The organism is Flavobacterium ginsengiterrae (genome assembly GCF_039539785.1).
GTDB lineage: Bacteria > Bacteroidota > Bacteroidia > Flavobacteriales > Flavobacteriaceae > Flavobacterium > Flavobacterium ginsengiterrae.
Genome location: NZ_BAABDU010000004.1, coordinates 383442 through 409862 on the forward strand (window position 1 = coordinate 383442; position 26421 = coordinate 409862).

The 26421-nt window shown below is 33.7% G+C and carries 21 protein-coding genes; 12 read left to right on the plus strand and 9 right to left on the minus strand.

All coding sequences use genetic code 11. The annotated features are described in order from the left end of the window. Positions 1-29 precede the first annotated feature (29 nt). A complete protein-coding gene (gyrA, locus tag ABD859_RS12170) occupies positions 30-2672 on the minus strand; it encodes a DNA gyrase subunit A (RefSeq protein ID WP_345144634.1) in 2643 nt (880 codons plus the stop codon). A gap of 258 nt (positions 2673-2930) precedes the next feature. Between gyrA and ABD859_RS12175 the strand changes: the two genes are divergently transcribed. From ABD859_RS12175 to ABD859_RS12185, 3 genes are all read left to right on the plus strand, one after another. Beyond that, positions 2931-5477, plus strand: a complete 2547-nt coding sequence (locus ABD859_RS12175; protein ID WP_345144636.1) for an ATP-dependent Clp protease ATP-binding subunit — start codon at positions 2931-2933, stop codon at positions 5475-5477. A 140-nt stretch (positions 5478-5617) separates the two neighbouring features. Next, complete coding sequence (gene rimK, locus ABD859_RS12180; RefSeq protein WP_345144638.1) at positions 5618-6985, plus strand: 30S ribosomal protein S6--L-glutamate ligase; 1368 nt, start codon at positions 5618-5620, stop codon at positions 6983-6985. Between the two features lie 100 nt (positions 6986-7085). Then, the gene (locus ABD859_RS12185; RefSeq protein WP_345144640.1) at positions 7086-7604 is read left to right on the plus strand and encodes a DUF421 domain-containing protein; all 519 of its coding nucleotides are present in this window, start codon (positions 7086-7088) and stop codon (positions 7602-7604) included. Between the two features lie 44 nt (positions 7605-7648). On the opposite strand, the gene ABD859_RS12190 is transcribed toward ABD859_RS12185, so the two are convergent. Then, positions 7649-9019: an SMI1/KNR4 family protein gene (locus ABD859_RS12190; protein ID WP_345144642.1), complete on the minus strand. Its 1371-nt coding sequence runs from the start codon at positions 9017-9019 to the stop codon at positions 7649-7651. A gap of 248 nt (positions 9020-9267) precedes the next feature. Here ABD859_RS12190 and ABD859_RS12195 point away from each other — a divergent pair, with 248 nt between their 5' ends. Next, the gene (locus ABD859_RS12195; RefSeq protein ID WP_345144644.1) at positions 9268-9585 is read left to right on the plus strand and encodes a YetF domain-containing protein; all 318 of its coding nucleotides are present in this window, start codon (positions 9268-9270) and stop codon (positions 9583-9585) included. A 51-nt stretch (positions 9586-9636) separates the two neighbouring features. On the opposite strand, the gene ABD859_RS12200 is transcribed toward ABD859_RS12195, so the two are convergent. From ABD859_RS12200 to hutH, 5 genes are all read right to left on the minus strand, one after another. After that, positions 9637-11007, minus strand: coding sequence for an SMI1/KNR4 family protein (locus tag ABD859_RS12200; RefSeq protein WP_345144646.1), 1371 nt, complete (start codon positions 11005-11007; stop codon positions 9637-9639). 99 nt (positions 11008-11106) lie between these two features. Further along, a complete protein-coding gene (locus ABD859_RS12205) occupies positions 11107-11625 on the minus strand; it encodes a hypothetical protein (protein ID WP_345144648.1) in 519 nt (172 codons plus the stop codon). Between the two features lie 213 nt (positions 11626-11838). Then, a complete protein-coding gene (locus tag ABD859_RS12210; RefSeq protein WP_345144650.1) occupies positions 11839-13170 on the minus strand; it encodes an inorganic phosphate transporter in 1332 nt (443 codons plus the stop codon). A 30-nt stretch (positions 13171-13200) separates the two neighbouring features. After that, entirely contained in the window at positions 13201-13845 is a 645-nt protein-coding gene (locus ABD859_RS12215) for a DUF47 domain-containing protein (RefSeq protein ID WP_345144652.1), read from the minus strand. A gap of 49 nt (positions 13846-13894) precedes the next feature. Beyond that, on the minus strand, positions 13895-15409 hold the full coding sequence (hutH, locus tag ABD859_RS12220) for a histidine ammonia-lyase (RefSeq protein WP_345144653.1): 1515 nt from the start codon (positions 15407-15409) through the stop codon (positions 13895-13897). 641 nt (positions 15410-16050) lie between these two features. On the opposite strand from hutH, the gene thrA reads away from it, so the two are divergent. The 5 genes from thrA to ABD859_RS12245 all read left to right on the plus strand — a co-directional run bounded on the left by thrA (position 16051) and on the right by ABD859_RS12245 (position 23018). Then, the gene (thrA, locus tag ABD859_RS12225; protein WP_345144655.1) at positions 16051-18498 is read left to right on the plus strand and encodes a bifunctional aspartate kinase/homoserine dehydrogenase I; all 2448 of its coding nucleotides are present in this window, start codon (positions 16051-16053) and stop codon (positions 18496-18498) included. A gap of 175 nt (positions 18499-18673) precedes the next feature. Further along, positions 18674-19594, plus strand: coding sequence for a homoserine kinase (locus tag ABD859_RS12230; protein WP_345144659.1), 921 nt, complete (start codon positions 18674-18676; stop codon positions 19592-19594). 409 nt (positions 19595-20003) lie between these two features. Continuing rightward, positions 20004-21293: a threonine synthase gene (gene thrC / locus ABD859_RS12235; protein ID WP_345144661.1), complete on the plus strand. Its 1290-nt coding sequence runs from the start codon at positions 20004-20006 to the stop codon at positions 21291-21293. Positions 21294-21479: 186 nt separating this feature from the next. Further along, positions 21480-22142, plus strand: a complete 663-nt coding sequence (locus tag ABD859_RS12240; RefSeq protein WP_345144663.1) for an HNH endonuclease signature motif containing protein — start codon at positions 21480-21482, stop codon at positions 22140-22142. A 78-nt stretch (positions 22143-22220) separates the two neighbouring features. Continuing rightward, positions 22221-23018 (plus strand): hypothetical protein, encoded by a 798-nt coding sequence (locus tag ABD859_RS12245; RefSeq protein WP_345144665.1) that lies wholly within the window; start codon positions 22221-22223, stop codon positions 23016-23018. 64 nt (positions 23019-23082) lie between these two features. Here the strand turns inward: ABD859_RS12245 and ABD859_RS12250 are convergent, their stop codons facing one another. Further along, a complete protein-coding gene (locus tag ABD859_RS12250) occupies positions 23083-23466 on the minus strand; it encodes a helix-turn-helix domain-containing protein (protein ID WP_345144667.1) in 384 nt (127 codons plus the stop codon). Positions 23467-23775: 309 nt separating this feature from the next. Between ABD859_RS12250 and ABD859_RS12255 the strand changes: the two genes are divergently transcribed. Next, positions 23776-24009, plus strand: a complete 234-nt coding sequence (locus ABD859_RS12255; protein WP_345144669.1) for a hypothetical protein — start codon at positions 23776-23778, stop codon at positions 24007-24009. A 298-nt stretch (positions 24010-24307) separates the two neighbouring features. After that, entirely contained in the window at positions 24308-24679 is a 372-nt protein-coding gene (locus ABD859_RS12260) for a hypothetical protein (protein ID WP_345144670.1), read from the plus strand. A 253-nt stretch (positions 24680-24932) separates the two neighbouring features. Here ABD859_RS12260 and ABD859_RS12265 read toward each other — a convergent pair whose 3' ends face one another. Next, entirely contained in the window at positions 24933-25709 is a 777-nt protein-coding gene (locus ABD859_RS12265; RefSeq protein WP_345144671.1) for a hypothetical protein, read from the minus strand. A gap of 157 nt (positions 25710-25866) precedes the next feature. Between ABD859_RS12265 and ABD859_RS12270 the strand changes: the two genes are divergently transcribed. Further along, on the plus strand, positions 25867-26376 hold the full coding sequence (locus tag ABD859_RS12270; RefSeq protein ID WP_345144673.1) for a GNAT family N-acetyltransferase: 510 nt from the start codon (positions 25867-25869) through the stop codon (positions 26374-26376). The last annotated feature ends 45 nt before the right edge of the window (positions 26377-26421 follow it).

The window sequence follows — 26421 nt, forward strand, 5'->3', positions numbered from 1 at the left end:
ATTTAATTTAATTTTCTTGTGGTTCTATTTTATTCCTCAGACTCTTCTTCGTCACTAGAATCATCTTCGTCTTCAACTACATCATCAGAGTCATCGTCGTCCTCTTCAACAGTTCCGTCGTCTTCAAGAACTTCCATATCCGGTTTAACTCTTTCGATAGCAGACTCTACAACGTTACCATCTTCATCAACTACAACCTCTTCTGCATCATCTTTCATTACTTTTGTAACAGCAGCGATAGAATCTTTTCCTTTAAGGTTAATTAATCTAACACCTTGAGTTGCACGTCCCATAACACGTAAATCCTCAATTGCCATTCTAATTGTTAATCCAGACTTGTTAATGATCATTAAATCGTCAGAATCTGTTACAGCGTTGATCGAAATCAGTTTTCCTGTTTTATCTGTAATATTAAGCGTTTTAACACCTTTACCTCCACGGTTTGTAATTCTGTATACATCTTCTCCGTCATCGTCAACTAATTTAGTACGTTTACCGTATCCATTTTCAGTAACAACAAGTATTTGAGAATCTGCAATATCATTTTTAGCAACAGTAACCATACCAATTACTTCATCAGTACTATCTTTTAAGGTAATACCACGAACTCCAGAAGCTGTTCTTCCCATAGGACGTGTTTTTGTTTCCTCAAAACGAACTAATTTTCCTGACTTAACCGCCAAGATAATCTGGCTTTCTCCGTCGGTTAATTTTGCTTCAAGTAATTCATCACCTTCTTTAATTGTAATTGCCGCTACTCCATTTGCACGAGGTTTAGAATATTTCTCTAAAGAAGTTTTCTTAACCTGTCCTTGCTTAGTTACCATTACAAGGTTATGTGTATTGATATAATCTTTGTCTTTTAAGTCTTGCGTACAAATGAAAGCTTTTACTTTATCATCGCTTTCGATATTGATAAGGTTTTGAATTGCTCTTCCTTTTGCCGTTTTGCTTCCTTCCGGTATTTCATAAACACGCATCCAGAAACATTTCCCTTTTTGTGTAAAGAACATCATATATTGGTGGTTTGTTGCCACAAACATATGCTCTAAGAAATCCTGATCTCTTGTTCCAGCACTTTTCTGTCCTACTCCTCCTCTGTTTTGAGTTTTGTATTCTGTTAAGTTTGTACGTTTAATATAACCAGCATGAGAAATTGTGATTACCACATTTTCATCGGCAATTAAGTCTTCGATACTAACATCACCTCCAGAATATTCAATTTGAGAACGACGGTCATCGCCATATTTATCGCGAATTTCGACAAGCTCTTCTTTAATTAAGTTTGTTCTTAAATTAATGTCTGCTAATAAAGCTTTTAAGTGCTCAATTAACTTCATTAATTCTTCAAACTCAGCTCTTAACTTATCTTGCTCCAGACCTGTTAACTGACGCAGACGCATTTCTACAATGGCACGTGCCTGAATATCTGATAATTTAAACCTTTCGATTAATTTTTCTCTGGCTTCGTCTGTGTTTTTAGAACCTCTAATTAACGCAATTACTTCGTCGATATTGTCAGAAGCAATAATTAAACCTTCTAAAATGTGTGCTCTTTCCTCAGCTTTGCGTAATTCAAATTGTGTTCTTCGTACCACAACTTCATGACGGTGTTCGATGAAATAGTGAATCATATCCTTTAGATTCAACATTTGCGGACGACCTTTCACTAATGCAATATTATTAACACTAAAAGAAGATTGTAATGACGTATACTTATATAAGGTATTTAAAACTACGTTTGGTGTAGCATCACGTTTCAGAATATAAACGATACGCATACCGTTTCTATCCGACTCATCACGTATATTAGCAATACCTTCAATTTTTTTCTCGTTAACTAAATCAGCCGTACGTTTAATCATTTCGGCTTTGTTAACCTGATAAGGAATTTCAGTAACAATAATACATTCTCTACCATCAACTTCTTCAAAACCAACTTTTGCACGCATGACAATACGTCCTCTACCAGTTTTAAAAGCTTCACGAACTCCTTCATAACCATATATTACACCTCCTGTTGGAAAATCAGGTGCTTTAATATGTGTCATTAATTCATCAACCTCAATATCGTTATTATCCAGATACGCTAAAGTACCATTAATAACCTCAGTTAAATTGTGTGGCGGCATATTAGTCGCCATACCAACTGCAATACCAGTAGCTCCGTTTACTAATAAAGTAGGAACTCTTGTAGGCATTACTTTTGGCTCATATAATGTATCGTCAAAGTTAAGTTGAAAATCAACTGTCTCTTTTTCGATATCTGCCATAATATCTTCAGAAATTTTTCGCATTCTGGCCTCAGTATAACGCATCGCTGCCGGACTGTCACCATCAACAGACCCAAAGTTACCTTGACCATCCACTAATAAATAACGCATACTCCATTCCTGCGCCATACGTACCATTGCATCATAAACAGAGGTATCTCCGTGAGGGTGATACTTACCCAGAACCTCTCCCACGATTCTCGCAGATTTTTTGTGGGCAGATCTTGAAGTTACACCTAAATCATACATTCCGTAAAGAACTCTTCGGTGAACTGGTTTCAAGCCATCTCTAACATCAGGAAGCGCTCTCGATACAATTACTGACATCGAATAATCGATGTAAGCAGATTTCATTTCATCTTCAATGTTAATAGGAATTAACTTTTCTCCTTCAGACATAAGTTGTTATGTTTAAATAATTATATTAGTTTCAAAGCGTGCCAAGATACGTTTTTTTAAAATTTTTTCAGCTATTTCCTTACACTTATTTAAATGATTTATTAACAACTTTGTTTTCGCTTTTAGTTAATAAATTAAGCGTTTTTTAACGCTTTTATTGTTATTTTTTTTGTCAATTAGCTGACAGCAGATCTCACTAGGTATGATTTTTGTTTTTCAATCAGTAAATAATTAAATTTACACTACCAATTATATATTATGGATGATAATTTTTCACCAAGAGTAAAAGATGTTATTACGTACAGTAAGGAAGAAGCCCTTCGTTTAGGACACGACTTTATTGGTACCGAACATCTTATGCTAGGCATTTTAAGAGATGGTAACGGAAAAGCTATTCATATACTTAATAACCTAGCAGTTGATTTAGATCATTTACGCAGGAAAGTAGAAATACTGAGTCCAGCCAATCACAGCGTTGAAATAAACACTGAAAAGAAAAACCTTCATCTTACCCGACAGGCCGAAAGAGCCCTGAAGACCACTTTTCTTGAAGCTAAAGTATTTCAAAGTTCGTCGATAAGCACCGCTCACCTGCTTTTGTGTATCTTACGAAACGAAAACGATCCAACAACCAAGTTACTGAATAAGCTGAAAATAGATTATGACGTAGCTAAAGAACAATACTTAAATATGACGCCAAACGAAGAAGAATTCTTAGAAAACTTGCCAAGAAACGAATCTTACAATGACGATTCAGGACAAGATGACAGTTTAAAGGAAAGTAGTTTTAATAATCCCGCCAATAAGTCAAACAAAAAATCCAAGACTCCGGTTTTAGATAATTTTGGGAGAGATTTAACAGAAATGGCTGAGGAAGGTAAACTTGATCCTGTTGTGGGACGCGAAAAAGAAATTGAGCGTGTTTCGCAGATTTTAAGCCGAAGAAAAAAGAACAACCCGCTTCTTATTGGAGAACCCGGAGTTGGTAAATCTGCAATTGCAGAAGGATTAGCATTGCGCATTATTCAAAAGAAAGTATCTCGTATTCTTTTTCACAAACGAGTTGTAACTCTTGATTTGGCAAGTTTAGTTGCCGGAACAAAATACAGAGGACAATTTGAAGAAAGAATGAAAGCCGTTATGAACGAGCTTGAGAAAAATGACGATATCATTCTTTTTATTGATGAAATTCATACTATTGTTGGTGCCGGAGGAGCAACAGGATCTCTTGATGCTTCAAACATGTTTAAACCTGCATTAGCAAGAGGTGAAATTCAATGTATTGGTGCAACAACTCTCGACGAGTACAGACAATATATTGAAAAAGACGGTGCTTTAGAAAGACGTTTCCAAAAAGTAATTGTTGAGCCGACTTCTGTTGAAGAAACAATCGCTATTTTGAACAATGTAAAAGATAAATACGAAGATCACCATAATGTAACTTATACGCCGGAAGCTATTGAAGCCTGCGTTAAGTTAACTGACCGTTATATGTCTGAGCGTTTCTTACCAGACAAAGCGATTGATGCTCTTGACGAAGCCGGATCTCGTGTACACATTACTAATATTGATGTTCCTAAACAAATTTTAGATTTAGAGCGTCAGTTAGAAGAAGTTCGCGAAATGAAAAACATGGTTGTTAAAAAACAAAAATATGAAGAAGCAGCCAAACTTCGCGATGATGAAAAACGTATTGAAAAAGATCTAGCTGTTGCGCAGGAACAATGGGAAGAAGATTCTAAAAACAACAGAATTGAAGTTACAGAAGATAATGTAGCCGATGTAGTTTCTATGATGACCGGTATTCCTGTAAACAGAATTGCACAAACAGAAAGCAACAAACTAGCCAAACTTCCTGATTTAATTCAGAATAAAGTAATTGGTCAAAATGAAGCTGTTCTTAAAATTGCACGTTCTATTCAGCGTAACAGAGCCGGACTTAAAGATCCAAACAAACCAATTGGTTCGTTCATTTTCTTAGGTCAGACTGGGGTTGGTAAAACGCAGTTAGCTAAAGTATTAGCAAAAGAATTATTTGATTCTGAAGATGCATTAGTTCGTATCGATATGAGTGAATACATGGAGAAATTTGCGATTTCTCGTTTAGTTGGAGCGCCTCCTGGATATGTCGGGTATGAAGAAGGTGGTCAATTGACTGAGAAAGTTCGTAGAAAACCTTACTGTGTGGTTCTTTTAGATGAGATCGAAAAAGCACACCCAGATGTATTTAACATGATGCTTCAGGTTTTAGATGACGGATATTTAACAGATAGTTTAGGTCGTAAAATTGACTTTAAAAACACTATTATTATCATGACATCTAACGTTGGTGCACGTCAATTGAAAGATTTCGGACAAGGCGTTGGATTTGGAACTGCTGCTAGAACAGCTCAGGCTGATGAAAACTCAAAAAGCATTATCGAAAACGCTTTAAAGAAAACTTTTGCTCCTGAGTTCTTAAACAGAATTGATGACGTAATTGTATTTAACGCATTAGAAAAAGCTGACATCGATTTGATTATCGAAATCGAATTGAAAAAACTATATTCTCGTATTGCAGAGTTAGGTTACAAATTAAGCTTAACTGATAAAGCAAAAGCATTTATTGCCGAAAAAGGTTTCGACAAACAATTTGGAGCAAGACCGCTTAAAAGAGCAATCCAGAAATATGTTGAAGATTTGTTAGCCGAAGAAATCATTACTTCAAAAATACATTCCGGAGACGAAATCATGATGGATTTAAAAGATGACTCACAAGAATTATCAGTAGAAATTCATAAAGCCGAAGAGCCGACTAATCAATAAATTAGTCAAAATTTATAACAAAAATAATTTACCCGTTACGTTTTCATAACATAACGGGTATTTTTTTTAAAGAAATCACTATCTTTAGTAAAAGCAAATAGCTATTTTTGAATTTAAATTCTATAATAAAAAAACAAAATATGCTTCAAAACAAAGTCATTTTAGGCAGTGAAGAATGGTGCTCATTTCCAGAACTTGGAATCCCGACAATTAAAGCTCGTGTAGATTCCGGTGCCAAAACTTCGGCAATGCACGCAATCAACATAGCGCCTTTTATAAAAAATGATGCTAATTGGGTAAAATTTGACATTAATCCAATTCAGAATAACATTAAAACCATTATTCATTGTGAAGCACCGCTGGTTGACAAACGAATTGTAAAAAGTTCAAGCGGTTATAGAGAACATCGTTACGTAATTCAAACTCATTTGAAAATAGGCGATGCAAAATGGCCTATCGAAATGACTTTAACCAATCGTGATTCGATGGGTTTTAGAATGCTTTTAGGGCGCGAAGCCATGAGCGGACGTGTATTAGTAGATCCTGAAGAAAAGTATCTTTTAGGACAGCCTTCTCCCGAAACTTTAAAAGAATTATACCAAAATTCAGAAAAAGCCACAACAGGTTTACGCATTGGACTTTTGGCCAGCAATCCTGAATTATACAGCAATAAACGTATTATGGAAGCCGGCGAAATGCGCGGCCATGAAATGCATTTCCTTAATATCAAGGAATGCTACATGAAACTTGATGCTAAAAAACCCGAAATCCATTACAGAGGCGGAAAAATATTAAACGAATTTGATGCCATTATTCCAAGAATCCGTCCGAGTATTACCTTTTACGGCTGTGCCTTAACACGTCAGTTTGAGGCTTTGAAGGTTTTTGTTTTAAATTCAGCAACTGCCATTACACAATCAAGAGATAAGCTGTATTCTTTACAACTACTTTTAAACAGCGGTATAGATATACCAACAACCGGATTTGCCAATTCTCCGCTTGATACAGACAATTTAATTAAAATGGTAGGCGGTTCACCTTTAATTGTAAAACTATTAGAAGGAACACAAGGAAAAGGCGTTGTTTTAGCCGAAACCAAAAAAGCCGCAGAAAGTGTAATTAATGCTTTTAAAAGCTTAAACGCTAACATTTTAGTTCAGGAATTTATTAAAGAAGCTAACGGAAAAGATATTCGCTGCTTTGTAATTGACGGAAAAGTAGTTGCTGCGATTCAGCGTGAAGCCATGCCGGGCGAATTTAGAGCTAATATTCACCTTGGCGGAACAGCTTCTGTAATCAAAGTCACTCCTGAAGAAAAAAAGATCGCTATTAAAGCCGCAAAAGCAATGGATTTAAAAGTTGCCGGTGTAGATATTATTCGTTCTTCTAAAGGACCTTTATTGCTTGAAGTTAATTCTTCTCCAGGTCTTGAAGGAATCGAAGGTGCAACTAATAAAGATGTTGCCGGAGAAATGATTAAAGCGATTGAAAAGAATTTCAAATTATAATTAAGTTCATTTAAACTTAATAACAGATAAATATTTTAGCAGCTTTGTCGAGGTTTTAAAACTTTGGCAAAGCTTTTTTATTTAACTTTAAAATAAAAACATGACTTTTCCGTATCTAGATATTGTTTTAAGAAGTATAGCTGTCTATTTTTTCATGACAATTGCACTTCGCATATTTGGCAAAAAAGAACTTTCACAATTAAATACTGCCGATGTAATTTTAATTTTACTTATTAGCAATTCTGTCCAAAATGCTATGGTTGGTCCCGATACCAGTTTAACAGGCGGTTTAATCGCTGCTTTGGTATTATTTGTAATTAATTATATCATTAAAAAATTAACGCACAGATATAAGATTTTTGGAGACTTACTATTAGACAAACCTCAAATTTTAATTCACGACGGCAAATTAGATTTCAAAACTTTAAGCAAGCTTGACATTTCTGATGAAGAATTAAAAGAAGCCATGAGAGAACACGGTATTGAATTTTTCAAAAACGTAAAACTGGCAATGCTTGAAATTGACGGAACAATCAGTATCATTTCTGAAGATCAGGAAAAACTAAAACAGACACATTACAAACGCAGACACAATCGAAAAAATCTGCAGAAGTTTTGATAAAAACAAAAGACCGACTTCAAATGAAATCGGTCTTTTGTTTTTTAATAATTATCCGGATCAATATGTTTTATTGTTTCATTTGTCAATCCAAATTCTTTAAGTCTGTAATTAAGATTGACCAAAATATAATCTTGTTCTACAGGAAATTGTTCAGCAATTTTTTTATAATGCTTTAAAAGCCTTTTATCGTTAACGCCATGTAAAGCTTTCAATGAGGTATGAATTACGCAGTTTTCTTTATCATGTAATGCTGAAATAAAAGTTTCAAGATAATCTTTTTTATTCTTTAAAAGTCCTAAAGAATAATAAGCACTTACTCTTATGTTTTTATCAGGATGAGAAGTAAAAGGAATAATAATTGACGCGTAATCAATATTCATTTCTTGTAGTAAATAAGTAAAATAACTAAAACTTTCACCATCATTTATTTTTGAAGCATTTTCTTCAATTACTTCAAGCCAATCATTACTTTTATCTTCTGCATACCAAAACACTGATTCAAGAACATCTAGTAGATTTTCTTTTGAATAATCCACTAAATAATCAAAAGCATAATTATAATCATTCTTTGTCAATATAGAAATGATACTTTTTTTTATCTCTCCAGAACTTAAATTGTATTCGTTTGCTAAAGCATCTAAGGTCTTTATATCAATATTCTTTTTACCAAATAAACCTTTCAAACATTCTATTTTAGTTTCAATATCATCAGTTGAGAAATAAATATCTAAAATATGTTCTGCAGTTCCGCTTAAGGTGTAGCTAAACAAATCCGGGTTTTCATATTTTATATTTTCATTTATAATACCGCCAAGCCAACGTTCATACCAGTCTAAAAAATTCTGTTCATAAACAAAATAAGGCTTTTGTCCATTTATATCAATATTTACAATTCTTCCTTTGAAAAACCCATGTAATACGAGTCCATAATAATATGAACATCCCTGAGAACTGATAGGTAAAATTCCTGAAAAAAGAATACTTAATTCTTCATACAACTCTCCTTCTTCGATATCTTCATTTTCTTCAATATGTTTAGTTAATTCGTACCAGAATTCATCACTCATATTTGGATAAATTATACAATCTTGTTTCAGATATTCCTTAGTAATTTGATACATGAGATCATCAACATTTTCTCCAAAAGGAAATATCCCATAACAAGGGCCAGCAGCGGAATTTTCATAAGATATTCCGCCATTCCCAATATGCAGTAAAAATGCTTTATAACATTCCGGGAGATCTAAATCGTATTCTTTTTCAAATTTTAAAACTTCATCAGTAGTAACAGTCGGCCCAATTTCATATTTATGAGAACTGGCTCCAAAAACTTTAAAATCAAGATCTGATTCTTTTGCCAGAATAAGTTTCTTTTTAATTCTTTCTATTTGATTTGCTATTTGAGCATCCATTTATCAATCTTATAAACTTATATGATGTAAAGATCCCGTTATTTCATTAAAAAAATATCCGCTAAAAATTATAAAACTTTCAATAAAAGACAATAATAATATATTAAAAAAGCCGATTTCAAAATTGAAAACCGGCTTTTATATGCAGACAAAATGTGATTATCTCACATTTTAAAACATCAATTTATTACATAAAAACACTTAGAATAAAGTAAAACAAACCTGCCCATATAGCTGAGATCGCTGCTTTGGTATTATTTGTAATTAATTATATCATTAAAAAATTAACGCACAGATATAAGATTTTTGGAGACTTACTATTAGACAAACCTCAAATTTTAATTCACGACGGCAAATTAGATTTCAAAACTTTAAGCAAGCTTGACATTTCTGATGAAGAATTAAAAGAAGCCATGAGAGAACACGGCATTGAATTTTTCAAAAACGTAAAACTGGCCATGCTTGAAATCGACGGAACAATCAGCATCATTTCTGAGGATCAAAAAAAATTAAAACAAACGCATTATAAACGCAGACATAACCGAAAAAATCTGCAGAAGTTTTGACATACAAAAAAGACCGAATTCGCTTGAACTCGGTCTTTTATATTTCAGATTTTAATAATTTTCCGGATCAATATTCTTTATTTTTTCATTTGTTAATCCAAATTCTTTAAGCCTGTGATTAAGATTGATTAAAATGTAATCTTGTTCTACAGGAAATTGTTCGGCAATTTTTTTATAATACTTTAATAGCATTTTATCGTTGATGCCATCCAAAGCCTGTAAAGTAATATGAATAACTTTATTGGCTTTATCATTTAGACCTATAATAAAAGTCTCTAAATAATCTTTTTTGTTTTTCAAAAGTCCTAAAGAATAATAGGCATTCACTCTTATACTTTCATCAGCGTGAGAAGTAAACGGAATAATAATTGGTGCGTAATCAATATTCATTTCTTTCAATAAATAAGTGCAGAAACTAAAAGTATTAGGATCATTTATTCTTGAAGCATTTTTCTCAATTACTTCAAGCCAATCTGTACTTTTATCTTTTGCATACCAAAATACAAACTGAAAAACTTTAAGCAGATTATCTTTGGATATTTCTATTAAATAATTAAAGGCACGATTATAATCAAACTTGGTAAATATTTGAAGAATCAAATCTTTCTCCATTTCTGAACTTTTGATGTAATCTTTTTCTAAAACATCGAGCGTTTTTGAATCCAGAGCGTCCTTTTTTAGTAAACTTCTCAAACATTCTATTTTAGTTCTAATTTCAGACACCGAGAAATATTCATTCAAAATATACTCAGCGTTTCCAGCCAGAGTATAATTAAACAAATCCGGATCTTTACTTATTATACTTTCCGGGATTATCTCGTCAAGCCATTTTTCATACCAATCTAAAAAATTAGATTCGATTGTAAACACAGGCATATAACCTTCGCTATTAGCATAAACTATTCTGCCTTTAAATTCTCCATTTAATAAAATAGTTTGATATCCCGTACAACCTAAAGATCCAATGGGAAGTATTCCTGAATATATTTTCCCCAATTCAACATAGTATTCTTCCTCAGAAATATTGCTTTCATTTTCGATATTTTGAGTAAGATCATCCCAAAACTCACTTGTCATCTCAGGATATATTTTACAGCTTTCTTTTAAATAATCTCTGGTATTTTCATAAATCAATTCATCGAGACCTACTCCAAGAGGATAAATACCATAAGAAGGTCCGGCTGCAGAATTTTGATACGATACACCACCATTTCCAATATGCAGTAGAAACGTTTTATAACATTCCGGAAATTCTAAATTATATTCTTTTTCAAATTTTAAAATATCGTCAACAGTAACTGGCGGTCCAATTTCATATTTATGAGAACTAGCTCCAAATACTTTAAATTCAGGATCTGCTTCTTTTGCCAGAATAAGCTTTTTCTTAATTCTTTCTATTTGGTTTGTTACCTTAAAGTCCATAATAATCCTTATAGTTTTAATGTCAATAATTATAGTTTTTCAAAAATAAAAAAGAACAGCTTCTCAGCCATTCTTTTCTATTTAGTTTATGTTATAAACTTAGTGATTTTCAGTTTCTTTATTTGGTATTACTGATTTCCCGTAAAACGGCAAAAGAAGGCTTTTTTCAGCAAATTTACCATCTAAATCAGATTCTACAGGAGTTTTTACTAATAAGGTATTATACCTTCCTTCAACATCAATGTAAATTTTCTTATTCGCAAAATAGTCAACAGCTTTTAAACAATCTTCAACAGCAAATAATAATTCTTTTCTTGAAGATTTTTCAATTCCTTTCATATCTCCTACTTTTACGATTATCATTATAGTATCGTTTTTTTCTTTTGAATAATATTTCAATTCATCTGTTTTAATACCTGTTAATGATTTTATTACACAGTCTTTTAGGAAATAGGAAATAGAATCTGTTTTTTGATCCGGATTGTCAGTAACTTTTTTTTGATCTTCTTGTAAATGAACCTCTCTCATATCATCAGGTTTACTATTACATGAATAAAAAGTAATACTTGTAAATAATACAGTGATTATTACTGCTGCATAACCATTAAATCTTTGCACTTTTTTTATTTTAAATTAAACATATTGAGCTAAAAATTACCGCTCATTTTTCGGCAAAGGTCTTATTATTTCATTTAAAAAATATCCCCTAAAAATTATAAAACTTTCAATAAAAGACAATAATAACATATAAAAAAAGCCGATTTCAAAATTGAAACCGGCTTTTATATGCAGATAAAATGTGATTATCTCCCATTTTAAAACATCAGTTTATTACATAAAAATACTTAGAATAAAGTAAACCAAACCTGCCAATATAGCCGAAATTGGAATAGTTAAAATCCAAGCCCAGATTAAACTTACTGTAACTCCCCAGCGAACTGCAGACACACGTTTTGTTAATCCAACACCAATAATAGAACCTGTAATAGTATGCGTTGTACTTACCGGAATTTTTAAGTGCTCTGTAAAGTAAAGTGTCAAAGCTCCTGCAGTTTCTGCTGCAACACCTTCAAACGAACTTACTTTAGTAATTTTAGAACCCATCGTTTTTACGATTTTCCATCCGCCGCTTAATGTTCCTGCTGCAATAGCAGAATAACATGCTAACGGAATCCAGCTTGGCATTTGTCCTTTAATACCTAAGTCTTCATTTGGTAAAACAACATCGAGCCATTCGTCCATATGTACGCCATGATTTGTGTTGATATAAACCGCTACAGCTGCAGCAATAATACCCATTACTTTTTGCGAATCGTTACCCCCGTGACCTAAACTAAATGCCGCAGAAGATAATAACTGCATTTTCTTTAAAGCAGCATCGGCCTGATGAAGATTTAAACTACTGAATATTAAACAAAATGCACTAACTGTCAGGATAATAAAAGCAACTAAAAACCATTTAATATTGTGAGCCTCAAAAGCAACACTCCAAAAATGAGAATCAAATCTTGGTTTATCGATCTTATCGTAAGGTACCATTTGATAATACACAAAAACAATCGTAGCGATCATTAAAGCTGCAGTAAAAATTTTAGGTCCAATTGTTTTACGAGAAGCATTTAACAACCAGATAGAAATTAAATACGAAGCCAAAGCTCCTAATAATGGCGCAAGAACAATAAAGGCAATAATAATAAGAACTCCCGAAGGCATCGCCCCGTCTTTTCCTGCCTTATACCAGCTTACAATTTCGTACCAGTAATGTGTTGCTCCGTCTTCTCCAACATAACCAGAAAAACCATGAACTGCAATTGCGTGTGCAACGGCTGCTCCGGCAAAACCTCCAATTAAAGTATGTGAAGAACTTGAAGGTATTCCTAACCACCAAGTCAATAAATTCCAACAAATTGCTGCAATTACTCCTGCGAGAATTACAACCAGGTTTATTTCCATGGTGTGCGCTGTTTTAGCAACAGTATCAGCAACACCAAACCCAAAAACCCAATAAGCCAAAAAGTTAAAAAATGCTGCCCAGACAACGGCCTGAAAAGGTGTCAAAACCTTTGTGGCAACAACAGTCGCTATAGCATTTGCCGCATCATGAAAACCATTGATGTAATCAAAAATTAAGGCCAGTACTATAATTAATATAAGTAGCGTCATAAAATTATAACTTCAGAATGAAAGATTGAATTAAGAATGTTTTACAGAAATAGATTCTAGTATGTTGGCAACACTTTTACATTTGTCTGTTGCTGATTCTAAAACAGATAACACTTCTTTGTATTTAATAATACTTTTAGCGTCTGTTTCGTTTTCAAATATTTCAAAAACTGCTTTATTATAAACATTATCAGATTTGTTCTCAAGCTTATTAATTCTTGCACAAGCATCTTTAATGACTTTGAAATTCTTTAAATTTCTTAACTCTTTTACAGCACTGTCAATGTTTTGACAAGCTTCAAGGTTAATTTCTGTCATCTTTCTGATTGATTTTGTAATCTTATCAACCTGATACAATCTCATACGGCTTGCTGCACCGTGAAGGTAATCAGCAACGTTATCGATAGACGTAATTAATGTATGAATATCCTCTCTATCAAATGGAGTAATAAAGTTTCTGCTTAATTCTAAATTGGTCTGACGTGTTATGTCTTCGCCTTTTTGTTCTAATTCGTCAATTTTTTGAAAAAGAACTTCTCTTTCTTTTAATGGAAGGTTTACAGCTTCGTGAAGGTTAGAAGCTAATTCAATTAAATTGCTTGAAGCTTCTTCAAAAAGTGGAAAGAATTTCTTGTCTTTCGGCACTAAAAATTGGAAAATACTGTTTATTGACATTTTTTTATTTTTGATAGTGCAAAATTACTCCCATTAATACTTTGCAATGTTAAGCCATTGTTAACAAATCGTTTTCTATTTGGAAACTCTTCAAGAATAACACTGTGTTTTCTATGTCATTATGTAAGATTCTGTCTTCTTTAACCAAAGGCACAACTTCTCTGTAGCTGCTTAGGAACATTTCAATAAAATCACTGGATTTTAAAGGCTCTCTGTAAGCAATTGCCTGCGATGCATTCAATAATTCAATAGCCAGAATACGCTCTAAATTATCTAAAATTCGTAAGGCTTTTGTCGCTCCGTTGGCTCCCATACTTACATGATCTTCTTGGCCATTACTTGAGACGATACTATCAATACTCGCCGGAGTTGCCAATTGTTTGTTTTGGCTGGCAATACTTGCTGCAGTGTATTGCGGAATCATAAATCCTGAATTCAATCCCGGATTATCTACTAAAAATGCAGGAAGATTACGCAATCCCGAAATTAACTGATAGGTTCTTCTTTCTGAAATACTTCCTAATTCTGCCAGAGCAATTGCTAAAAAGTCTAAAGCAAGAGCCAAAGGCTGTCCGTGGAAATTTCCGCCAGAAATAATCTGATCAGCTTCTATAAATATATTAGGGTTATCAGTAACTGAATTGATTTCGGTTTTAAATACTTTTCGAACATAATCAATGGCATCTTTTGAAGCACCGTGAACCTGAGGCATACAACGGAAAGAATACGGATCCTGAACGTGTTTCTTTTCCTGCGCGATAATTTCGCTTCCGTCTAGAAATTCAGTAATACGCTGTGCGGTCACGATTTGTCCTTTATGCGGACGTATATAATGTATCAATTCGTTAAATGGTTCGATTCTTCCATCAAAACCTTCCAAGGAAATCGTTCCAATTAAATCCGCCAGATACGAATATTTATAGGCTTTAATTAAAATATGAGCTCCGTAAGCACTCATAAACTGAGTTCCGTTTAATAAAGCCAAACCTTCTTTTGACATTAAAACAATTGGTTCCCAGTTAAAATGTTTTAAAACATCGGCAGAAGCCATTTGTTTTCCTTCAAAAAGCACCTTTCCCTCACCTATTAACGGTAACGACATATGTGCCAGAGGCGCCAAATCTCCAGAAGCTCCAAGTGAACCCTGAGTATAAATTATCGGCAGAATATCATTATTATAGAAATCAACCAAACGCTCCAGAGTTTTTAACTGAACTCCAGAATGTCCGTAGCTTAAAGATTGAATCTTAAGCAAAAGCATCATTTTTACAATCTCGGCAGGAACTTCTTCTCCTGTTCCGCAGGCATGCGATTTTACTAAGTTTTCCTGAAGCTTAGATAAATTTTCATTTGAGATTTTTACGCTGTAAAGCGATCCAAAACCAGTATTAATTCCATATATAGGTGCCGTATGCGATGCCATTTTTTTATCTAAATAATCACGGCATTTTTGAACGTTTACTTTAGCTTCTTCTGATAATTCGAGCATTTTGTTGTTTGCCAAAATTTCATGAAGCGTTTCTAAAGTTATGGTATCTGTACTTATATAATGGATTTCTCTCATGATGATTTCAAATTTTAAAACGTCAAAATTCAACAAATCAATATTAAAAAGCAACATTTTATCACAATAATTAAAATTTCTTCAAAAGAGATTCTTGCCTTTTATTTATTTCTCAATCATAAAAAAGTGAGCAGCTGGTAATTTTAGTTCAAATTTCCCTTAAAAATCAAACCCTTGTTTGGGCAAAAGTCAATAAATCATAATCATAAATATATTAAAACGGCAACTTAACATATTTAATTTTAACAAATACTCAATATTGAATTGTTGAGATTTGAATTATTAAAATATTCGTAAAAAGGCTTTTGAAGTTTTTAACTTTTATAAAAAGCTGTACTTTTGGAAAATCAAAAATGAAAAGTAACAGCATAAAATATCAATCTACAATTATTACAGCTCAAACAAGAGCTGCAATTGCTGCTACCACAATTTCTACTACAACAACTACTACCCCTTAGGGGTATACATTTTTACATATAATCCTGATTGTCTATACTTTTTTCGCAAAAGAAGAAAGGTAATGGATACATAGAAACATTTACAAAGAAGAAAAAAAAAAGTCGCAGTTTTCAGTTTCAGTTCACAGTTGATCAACTTTGAACCTTTGTCACTCAAAACCTTTGCACCTAAAAACAAAAAAAATGAAAGTATTAAAATTTGGCGGAACTTCTGTAGCCAATGCTCAAAATATAAAACTCGTTCTCGAAATTGTTAAACAAAAATCGCAGCAGGATAAAGTTGCTGTAGTAGTTTCGGCTTTAAGCAAAGTGACTGACTTACTACAGTCGGCAGCGGCAAAAGCAGCAGCAAACGACGAAAGCTTTAGAGAAATTGTTGCCGAAATCGAGAAAAAACACCTTGATACTTTAAAAGAACTGATTCCGGTAAGCGAGCAAAGCAGTCTTTTAAGCCACGTAAAAAGAATCATCAACCATTTAGAAACTTTACTTGACGGCTGTTTCCTTTTAGGCGAATTATCACCAAGAACTGCCGATACTATTTTAAGTTTTGGAGAATTACTTTCTTCATTTATCATCGCACAGGCATTTCAGCAGATTGAAAAAAATGCGGTTTACAAAGACAGCCGCGAATTAATTAAAACAGACCATAACTACGGAAAAGCGGTTGTAAACTTTGAAATTTCTAATAATTTAATTCAGGAATATTTCAAAAATAACGAAGCGCAAATCAATATTTTACCTGGATTTATTTCTCAGACTCAAGATGGAATCACTACAACTTTAGGACGCGGTGGTTCTGATTATACTGCAGCAATTATTGCCGGAGCGCTTGATGCGGAACAATTGGAAATCTGGACTGACGTAAACGGAATGTTTACTGCCAACCCAAAAATCGTAAAACAAGCACAGCCAATTGCAACTATTTCATATCAGGAAGCTATGGAATTATCGCACTTTGGAGCGAAAGTTTTATATCCGCCTACAATTCAGCCGGTTTTAAGAAAAAACATTCCAATTTTAATTAAAAATACTTTTGAGCCGGAAGCCGAAGGAACATTGATTTCTAGTCAACCTTCTTCAAAAGATACAGTTGTAAAAGGAATCAGCCATATCGATAATATTTCGCTTTTAACGCTTGAAGGTCCGGGAATGATTGGTGTTGCGGGTTCGTCAAGACGTTTGTTTGAAGTATTGTCTCAGGAAAAAATCAACGTTATTTTTATTACTCAGGCTTCTTCTGAACATTCAATTTGTATCGGAATCCTGAATTCTGATGCTGATAATGCCGAAGCTGCAATCAACAAAGCTTTTGAAATCGAAATTTCGCAGAATAAAATCGATCCTTGTTATGTAGAAAAAGACCTTTGCATTATTGCTTTGGTTGGCGAAAACATGAAAAATCACCAGGGTTTAAGCGGAAGAATGTTCAGTACTTTAGGAAAAAACAACGTAAACATCCGCGCGATTGCACAAGGTGCTTCTGAAAGAAATATTTCGACTGTAATTAACGAAAGAGACGTTAAGAAAGCGTTGAATACTTTACACGAAAACTTCTTTGAAGAAAACACCAAACAGCTGAATTTATTTGTAATGGGTGTTGGAAATGTGGGTGAAAAATTCATCGAGCAGATTCACAGCCAGAAGAAATTCTTGAAAGATGTTTTAAAGATTAATGTTCGCGTAATTGCTTTATCAAATTCAAGAAAAATGGTTTTTGATGAAGACGGAATCTCTTTAAAAGATTGGCAGTCGACTCTTGAAAAAGGAGAACATGCCGTTGCCACAGAATTTATCGCACGTGCCAAAGAACTAAATTTACGTAACAGTATTTTCGTAGATATTACAGCAAATGCAAGCGTTTCTGAAATGTACGAGAAATTCCTAAAAGAAAGTATTGCGGTTGTAACGTGTAATAAAATTGCGTGTTCATCGGCTTATGACAATTATAAAAAACTAAAAAGCTTATCGCGTCAGTACAACGCTCCGTTTTTATTTGAAACGAATGTTGGTGCGGGATTACCAATTATAGATACCGTAAAAAACCTTATTGCATCTGGAGATAAAGTGCATAAAATTCAAGCGGTTTTATCGGGAAGTCTGAACTTTATTTTCAACAATTTTGATGAAAACAATTCTTTCCACGATGTGGTAAAAGAAGCGGGAGTTCAAGGTTTCACAGAACCAGATCCAAAAATCGACTTAAGCGGAATCGACGTTGCGCGTAAAATCCTGATTTTAATTCGTGAAAGTGGTTATGAAATGGATATTGACGCCATTGCAAACGAATCGTTCCTGCCTGCAGAATGTCTGGCAACAACAAACAACGATGACTTTTTTGCTTCGTTAATTAAACACGCTTCTCATTTTGAAAATATTTACAAAGAAGCTTTAGCAAAAGATTCAAGATTGAAATACGTAGCGCAATTCGAAAACGGAAAAGCAAGCGTTGGTCTGCAGTTCATCCCGAAAGATCATCCTTTCTATAATTTAGAAGGAAAAGATAATATCGTGCTTTTCTACACCGATCGTTACGTAGATCAGCCGTTATTAATCAAAGGAGCCGGAGCCGGTGCAGCCGTAACCGCTTCAGGAATTTTTGCTGATGTGATCCGTGTAGGAAATATATAAATTTTTGTTTCGGGTTTAAATTTTAACCGCAAAGCACGCAAAGGATTACGCAAGGTTCGCAAAGTCTTGTTTTTTTTCCTTGTGTGCTTTGCGAAAAACCCTTGCGAACTTTGCGGTTAAGCTCACAAAGTTTAGCAACTTGAAACTTTAAACCTGAAACCTGAAACAACAAAAAATGGAAATAAAATTATTTTGCCCAGCAACTATCGCCAATCTTTCGTGTGGATTTGACGTTTTGGGACTTTGCTTAGACAATGCGGGTGATGAAATGATTGTTCGAAAATCAGATCAAAAAGGCGTTCGAATTACTAAAATCGTTGGTGCCGATTTACCGCTTGAAACAGAGAAAAACGTTTCTGGTGTGGCAGCTTTAGCAATGTTAGCAACTCTTGACGAATTAGATTTTGGTTTCGAAATCGAAATTTACAAACATATCAAAGCCGGAAGCGGAATCGGAAGCAGTGCAGCAAGTTCTGCCGGAGCGGTTTTCGGAATTAATGAATTATTAGGAAGACCTTATTCTCGTAAAGATTTGGTTCAGTTTGCGATGCAGGGCGAGAAATTAGCCAGCGGAAATGCCCACGCCGACAACGTTGCTCCTGCCCTTCTTGGCGGATTTACTTTGGTAAGAAGTTACGCGCCACTAGATATTATCAGAATCGACAGTCCGGAAGAATTATTCGCAACGGTGGTTCATCCACAGATTGAATTGAAAACGTCTGATGCTCGTTCGGTTTTAAAACAAAATGTTTCCCTAAAAAGCGCCATCACGCAATGGGGAAATGTAGGCGGATTAGTCGCTGGTCTTTACACCAAAGATTACGAATTAATCGGACGTTCGCTTCATGACGAAATCGTAGAACCACTTAGAAGTGTTTTAATTCCAGGTTTCGACCAAATCAAAAAAACCGCTTACGAAAACGGCGCTTTAGGTTCTGGAATTTCAGGTTCTGGTCCGTCGATTTTCGCTTTAAGCAAAGGAAAAGAAACAGCAGACCAAATCGCCAAAGCCATGAGCGATGTCTACGAAAAAATGAATTTACCATATGAAATTCACGTTTCGAAGATTAATCCTGATGGTGTAAGGATTTTATAAAAGAAAATAAAACCATATAAGTAATATAAGTTCATTTAAAAGTAACGTTTGTCAGGCTGAGTGTCCCGAGACTTCGGGAGAAGCCCGCGCAAAGTGAAGACGCAAAGTATAGCAAGTACAGTTTGTCATTTCGACGGAGGAGAAATCTTCGCAAGTAACTCCGCAATGCGAATCCAATCTTTGTCGAGCTTCTCGTGGAGATTTCTCCTAACGTCGAAATGACAAAAAATGCGTTTAAATAATTATTGAAATAAAAATAGTACCACAAAGCTTTGCGTTCTCTGCGTTTTCAAAAGAAACAAAAACCTTGCGCTCTTTGCGGTTAAAAAACATAAACCATTGGAATTTGGGATTTAAAATTTGGAATTTTCTTTTCAAATCTAAAATCAAAAATCAAAAATCTAAAATAATGAAATACTACAGTTTAAACCATAATGCCCCAAAAGTTTCTTTTCAGGAAGCTGTAATACAAGGATTAGCGAGTGACAAAGGATTATATTTCCCGGAAAACATTACGCCTCTTGATGCTTCATTTTTTGATAAAATCGAAAGTTTAAGCCACGAAGAAATTGCTTTTGAAGCGATTAAACAATTCGTTGGCGACGAAATACCAGAAGCAAAACTAAAAGAAATCATTGCCGAAACTTTGGTTTTTGATTTCCCTGTTGTAAAAGTCGAAGACGGAATCTATTCGTTAGAATTATTCCACGGACCGACAATGGCTTTTAAAGACGTTGGGGCGCGATTTATGTCACGTTGTCTGGGGTATTTCAATAAAGATAAAAAAGATGCTAAAAATACCGTTTTAGTAGCAACTTCGGGCGATACAGGCGGAGCCGTTGCAAGCGGATTTCTTGGCGTTGACGGCGTAGATGTTGTCATTTTATATCCGTCTGGAAAAGTGAGCGATATTCAGGAAAAACAATTGACGACTTTAGGAAAGAATATTAAAGCTTTGGAAGTTGATGGTGTTTTTGACGATTGTCAGGATATGGTGAAAAAAGCGTTTTTAGACGAAACTTTAGCACACAAAAACCTGACTTCGGCGAATTCTATTAATATTGCGCGCTGGTTACCGCAGATGTTTTATTTCTTCTTTGCTTACAAAGCGTTGAAGAGCCAAAACAAATCCTTGGTTTTCTCCTGCCCAAGCGGAAACTTCGGGAATATCTGTGCCGGAATTATGGCAAAGAAATTAGGTTTACCAATTGAGCATTTTGTAGCATCTACAAACGTAAACGACACGGTGCCAAGATTCTTAGAAAACGGAAAATACGACCCGAAACCTTCTAAAGCAACCATTTCTAACGCCATGGACGTTGGAAACCCAAGTAACTTTATTAGAATTCAGGAATTATACAATAATGATTTAAAAGCTTTCGAAAAAGATTTCTCTTCTTACAGCTACACAGACGAACAAACTCTTGAAGCCATGAAGAAAATTTATAAAACCGATGGTTACATCGCAGAACCTCACGGCGCTGTGGGTTATTTAGGTCTAAAAAAAGAGCTTGAAAAATATCCTAATGCTCTTGGTATTTTCTTAGAAACCGCTCACCCAATTAAATTCTTAGATGTAGTTGAACCAGCGCTAGGAATTACACTTCCGATTCCAGCGCAGATTGAGAGTGTTATTAATGAAAAGAAAGTTAGTGTGAAGATTGGGAGTTATGAGGAGTTGAAGAGTTTCTTGGGGTAACAAATTCATATAAAAAATTACAACGACTGAGATTTATTTTCAGTCGTTTTTTTTTGAACCAATCATACTTTCCAAAATATTTTTTAGACTTGTTTTGTTTCAAAAAATAGAAACAATATTCAATACTAAGCTTAGAAATATACTACAAAAAAACATATATTTGAAAAACAATACAAATAATTACACATGAAGAAAATACTATTAATTATTTTATTTTTTATTACATATCTATCTTATAGTCAAGAGACTTACACTATAGATAAAACAGAATATTATTATAATCAATATTATTCTACAACAGGAAAACCTGTTGTCAAAAGAAGCGAAACAAATAAAAAAATATTCTTAAAATCTTTAGGATATAGTGAAACACCAAATGGATATGAAATTGATCATATTATCCCTTTAAGTGAGGGAGGAACTGATGATCCGAGTAATATGCAATTATTAACGATTAGTCAACATAAATCTAAAACAGCTCGAGAAAGAGCTAATCGCAGTAATTCAACATCAACTAATTCATATCATAAAAATTCGACTTATAATGATTATTATGAGATACCTATAACTACAGCTAATTATTCACGAACTGAAAATGGAAGAATAATTTATAAAGGAACTTCTGGTGGAGAATACTATGTAAATAGTAGTGGAAATAAAGTTTATGTAAAAAGCAGTACATCAAATTCTACGTCTTCAAACTATTCAAATAATTCAAATTCATCATATTATTCTACGCCTACATACTCAACACCCACTTCATCTAACTCTAGAGATATTCAAACGGGATCAAGAGGAGGTCAATATTATATAAATTCAAATGGTAACAAAACATACGTTAAAAAATAAAAACTGTATATAACAGTTATCATAACAGATTTTATCAATAGTTTTAATAAAAAAAATATTCAAAAATCTTAACTTATTATGAAATTCGATACATATTTAACTCCTAATATTAATATTAAAAACACACTTACTGCTACTACATTAATTCTGAAAACAGATGAAATTAAAGAAATTTTAAAGAAGTATTATCAAACAGATGAAGTGAAAATATTTCGACAAGATGAACAGACATTGTTTGAAATAATAAAATCTGAAACAAGCAAGGAAATTCTAGATAAGTATTTCAATCAAGGTATGGCTATAAATTGTGACATATTAACTCATTTGATTAACTTTTTAAATGATTCAGTATTAGCTTTAAGTTTGTATCTGAATAGTAAAAAATATCTCTCAGAGATAAGTATTGAAGATCAAATGGCTAGAAAATCTATTGACAATATACCTTTTGATCAATTTCAAAAATTGCCAATAATTTATGCTCATTCTTTTCTTGATTCTATTGTTAAAATAGCAAACACAATGTTTGTTATGACTAGAGAAAACAAAACACCTTTAATTCCTGACTCAATGAGAGCAAAGTTAAGTGTTCTAAAAGATGAATTTGATGCTGAGTTTCCAAATGTTAGAGACATTAGACATTCATGGCAACATATAGAAGACAGAATGAGAGGAAAAGGACAAAATGAAAGGGATTTACAAACTAATTTATTAATATTATCTTCTCTATTTAATGATGATTTAACTTATACAATAGCCGATGGAACAACCCAATCTATATTAATTGGTGAACATACATTTAGGCGAGCAGAATATTATGTTCAAAATGTATTTGATTGTTTTGAATGGATAAATGGTGAAAGTGAATTTAGATATTAGTGTTTATACTAAAAAGAGACCTTCAAAAAAGATCTCTTCTCAATTAATATATCTTCAAAAACGTTTATTTCCCGTTCAACAACTTCTCTAAATACTCAACTTTATCTTTTTCAGCCTGTACCAAACGTTCGTAAAGTTCAACCACTTTATCTAAAGGATTAAAAGTACAATTGCAATTGTAAATTGCACTTTGATCTTGAAAAGTATTTCCAATAATATTAAAAACCGCTTCTTCAGAAAAGTTTTTAATAGCTTCAACAGAAACATCAAGAGCTTTTGCAATCTCAATTAGTTTTTGTTCGTCAACCGTTTCACTGTTTTCAATAAGAGAAATTGCCTGCTGGTTTGTGCCCAAAGCCTGTGCCAGTGCTTCCTGTTTCATATCTTTAAGCTCTCTAATACGGCTTATATTTCTGCCGATATGTCTTGGTTTTGTTGCTGTACTCATAATTCAAAGATATTTAAAATTCTGAAACGAAAATAGATTTCGGTAAAAAACAGATTCTTTTTTGTAAGATACGCTTTTCATAATTTATATAAAAGATTAGGCTAAAGCCATTTTCTCGCATAACTTTGTTCCAACAGCTAAAGCTGTAGGCAATTCAAGATTTCCCGCTATTGCGAGCGTCTTGCTCATGCATGCAAGAATTAATTTTATATATTTTTAAAAAAAACTCTTATTAATGGCAATGAAATTCATTATTGATCCTATACTTTTTTTTGAAAATCAAAGAACTCAATCTAATATTGATGATAAATGAAACAAGAACATAAAATTATACTTGAATTACTGGAATCTTATTTAGAAAAGAATCCAAGCCTAAGATTTGGACAAGCACTTTTTAATCTTCAAATTAATGAATTTCAAAAAACTACTGATCCAAGAAATCCAAATTATAATATAAGGGATATTTACGGCGACAGTGATTTAAAAATTATCGAAAGAATAAAAAAACAATTGGATTTAATAGAATCTTTTGAAGAGAAATAATTAAAATTCAATTTGTAACTCCGCTCTGTGAAGTATTACGATTGCTGTGCGAAGTCTACGACTTCGTACCCATTCCAATAATCTACAAAGCAAAGTATAAACAATTGGAACGGAATATTAGGTGCGCGTACGAAGTCAGAGACTTCGCACAGCATCAAATAATGATAAAAAAGAGAAGAGTTTACTTTTTAGTGCCAACCAAATACAAAATCTGCACAGGCCCGGATTTTACTTTTCCAACTTCCCGCTTGCTATCGAAACTTATTATTGTGATTAAAAAAAAATACGCTACAATTATATGAAACGAATTAAACCAGAAGAAATAACAGAGAATTTAAGTGAAGAACAGTTAGAAGTTTTAGCTGAAATGCTTGATGAAGAACCTGTATCTAAAGATTGGATTGAATGTTATAAAAAATTAACCGATTCACAATTGTTTCAAGTTCATAATAAACGTGGCGAATTAATAGATCGAAAAGAAAAAGAAAGACTAAACGCTATGACAAAAGAAGAAAGGAAAAAAGAAAATGAAAAGTGGAGAATATGGTATGAGAATTTAAGTCCTAATGATTTTCACGGCAACATGGGAGAACCAGTCACGTTAGATGAATATAAAAGCAAATATGGCGTTTATCCTTATGGATATGATGAAAATGGAAATAAACTCTAATATCCCCCGCTCTACGAAGTATTACGATTGCTATGCGAAGTCTCCGACTTCGTACCCGTTCCAATAATCTACAAAGCAAAGTATAAACAATTGGAACGGAATATTAGGTGCGGGTACGAAGTCGGAGACTTCGCACAGCATCATAAAACGGATTCGTTATCACGAAGACGCGGATTTAAACGGATTTTTTATTTTATAAAATCTGCGTAAATCCGCGTTTTGCAAAAGCAAATCCGTTTCATCCGCGTTCTATTTAAGCGGCTTTCCTCGTCCCAACCAAATACAAAATCTTCGCAGGACCGGATTTTACTTTTCCAACTTCCCAATTAAAACTTTCCTTGTTATTGAGCTTAGAAATCAATTCGTTCATTTCATCAACAGAATAAGTTCTTAAAGACGAAACCACGCCATCCCACAAAACCAAAAGCGGTACAATGGGAATGAGATACGTAAAAATGATTCTGCCTATTTTAAACGGTCTGATAAAAGGCGTTGTCAATAAAACACTAATCGGCGAAAGAATCATGGCCACAATACTCGGAACGCTTCTCTCCTGCCCTTCAAAAATCGCAATTGAATTGTTGCTATCAATTGCATTCTGCAGAATCTTCTGTGCATCTTTAGGTTTAAAATGATGTAGGGATAAAAATTGCGTTCTTAGTCCGTTGAGGTTTTCGGGAACGTTTTTGGCATCGACAGACGTTTTTATAAAATCGAAATTATCGGCTTGTTTCTGCGTGTGTTCAAAAGCAGGAATGTTTGGGTAATAATCCGTGAGCAGAATTTTTAAATCGGGATTGTTTTTTCGCAATTCGTTGTTCAGCCAAATGAGTCCGCCGCCACCGCCCGATGCAAGATCAATAATTTGATTGGTCTGGCTTTCTTGTAAAGCTTTTTCAATTACAGGAACAATTCCTTTGTACATGGCCGTTTTATTAGAAAGAAACTGCAAAAAGTCGGTCATGTAATTTCTAATGAATTCCGGAAGCCATTGCTGGTCTTCAAACTCGAATAAATGTATTCTTGCCATAACATTTAATTTTCAATTCATTACAAATTTATTTAAATATTTACTTACATTTATTAAAATATCTTCTTTTTCATTCGCTGTCAAATTGTAATTTTACGGTCTTCTAAAAACTCAACCTTACATCTAACATTTTACAATTCACATTTTACAAAATAACATGATTACAAAAGCATTACTCGAAGACATTCCGGCATTAACCATTTTAATAAATTCCGCTTACAGAGGCGAAACGTCTAAAAAAGGCTGGACAACCGAAGCGCATTTACTGGAAGGAAAAAGAACCGACGAACCCGAAATGACCGAAATTTTTCTTGATCCAAAAAATACAATTCTAAAGTTTACTGAAAACGATACCATTATCGGTTCGGTTTTATTGGTACAAAAAGAACATCAATTATATTTAGGAATGCTGACGGTTTCTCCAGAACTTCAAAACGGAGGAATTGGTAAAAAGCTTTTGGCTGAAGCCGAAAATCATGCTAAATCTCTTGGGTTATTGAGTATTATTATGACGGTTATTTCGATTCGTGAAGAATTGGTGGCTTGGTACAAACGCCACGGTTATGCAGATACAGGCAAACGTGAAGCTTTTCCTGAAAGTGAAATTCATACTACGGTTTCTGAATTCCCTTTGGAGTTTATTTATTTGGAGAAAAAGTTGTCTTAAGATTTATTCCACAGAGATTCGCAGAGAGGTGCACAAAGATTCTCT